At 38.4% G+C, this 1,686-nt stretch carries 2 protein-coding genes; both read left to right on the forward strand.

Annotated features, from left to right (window positions below; genetic code table 11):
• The coding region (locus tag ACQR30_RS14690; RefSeq protein WP_429736436.1) for a Fic family protein at window positions 1–448 on the forward strand (448 nt) is incomplete at its 5' end.
• 789 nt (window positions 449–1,237) lie between these two features.
• On the forward strand, window positions 1,238–1,507 hold the full coding sequence (locus ACQR30_RS14695; RefSeq protein ID WP_429736438.1) for an AAA family ATPase: 270 nt from the start codon (window positions 1,238–1,240) through the stop codon (window positions 1,505–1,507).
• Window positions 1,508–1,686 lie beyond the last annotated feature (179 nt).

Consider the following 1,686-nt stretch of genomic DNA (forward strand, 5'->3'; position numbering starts at 1 on the left):
GCAGCTGATTGACCCAAGCGTGGCGGCTAGTTTATTGCACGTGGCAGATCTGGCCGGTTACCGTAATCACCAGGTATATATTGGCAATTCCAAACATGTACCTTTAAATGTGGGCGCTCTGCAGGATGCAATGCCTACATTGTTCGAATTACTGGAAGAAGAAACAGAAGCTTCGGTACGGCTTGTATTAGGCCACTCTATATTTGTGTTTATTCATCCCTATATGGATGGCAACGGACGAATGGGACGTTTCCTAATGAATGCAATGCTGGCTTCAGGTGGTTACCCTTGGACGGTGATACCGGTAGATAGGCGTGCAGAATATATGCAGGCTTTGGAAAGCGCTAGTGTTGACCAGGATATTACCCCTTTCGCTACTTTTATTGGTTATCTTGTTTCCGAAGGGATGAATGGGCATGCAGTGGCTCAACTGCCGCATACACAATAAACTAAATCACTTCGTTCCAGAATGCTCTGCGCTAACTTCTATTGCGGAACTACAGGAAATATGTAAGTCTGTCCTATAGTTAATTTAATATCTTTGCAACAGCATTTTATTACAAATATTACCAACTGTGAAAATTCGGTAAAAACAAAAGGCGGACGGCTTCTGTAAAGTAGTTGATAGCCAAAGTGGGATTGAATCTCCTACAGGGATTGAACTTAGTCGATTTCTTATTGTGATCCCGTAATAAAAGGGGACTGGCTTGTTTTGTGGAGCTAGCTGTCCCGACTTCAGCATCGCGTCACCTTTTTTGGTGACTCGGAAAATCTAATATATTGAATTGCAGCACGTTGAAAAATTAACTAAAATAAAGTGCGGAAGTCAAGAGTAAGATACCCTGTTCACAAAATGAACAGGGTATCTTTATTTAGGAGCATTACGCATTATCGGGATTATGTGGGGATATAATCATTATAGGTTTTCAGGAACACCGGGTTTAAGTTCGAGTTCTAATAGTCTATTTGTTATAGCCTATCGTATATTATATTATATTATGGGAGAACAATAACCTTGAGGACAAAAAAAACTGGCGAGAAAAGGGACCTTTGTGCACGCGTTGCACAAGTCTATGCATGATACGGAAATTGACGGGTATTTATCTTCCAAGTAATTTTAGTTGACATCCTACTGCCCTTACTTTGTTACAAAATAGAGTTACATTTGCCCTTACTTTGTTACAAATTTAATTTAACTTTACCCTTACTTTGTTACAAAGATAACCTATTCGTCATAATGGCATTCAAAAGGAATATCGAAGATTATCTCCACCGATGGAAATCAAACGCTTCCCGCAAGCCACTTATTATCAGGGGCGCCCGGCAGGTGGGCAAAACCACGTTAATACGTAATTTTGCCCGAAGTTATACCTATGCTATCGTACTTAACTTGGTTAAATTAACCAAGCAGGTACTGTATTGCCTGATCCGTAACCTTATAAATTCAGTAAGTGCAACAATAAAAAATAGGGAAATATATTCACTGAAATCTTTTTCTTATCTATAAAAATCCGTTGACATAATCAGCAGACCCTATTTAATAGTTTTGGTTAATAAAAACAAGTTACGCTTTTTCTACTAAGTATATATAATTTCCACTGAAAGTTGTAAAAAACGTATATAATTCGGGAGAAAAGTTGTATCAGTTGTTTTCTCTTTCTTTTTATGAGAGCTGATTTGAAGTTT

This window comes from Arachidicoccus sp. (assembly GCF_050436765.1).
GTDB lineage: Bacteria > Bacteroidota > Bacteroidia > Chitinophagales > Chitinophagaceae > Arachidicoccus.

Coding starts and splice junctions, on each gene's coding strand:
- ACQR30_RS14695 (WP_429736438.1), top strand. CDS start 1,238: ATGGCATTCAAAAGGAATATCGAAGATTATCTCCACCGATGGAAATCA.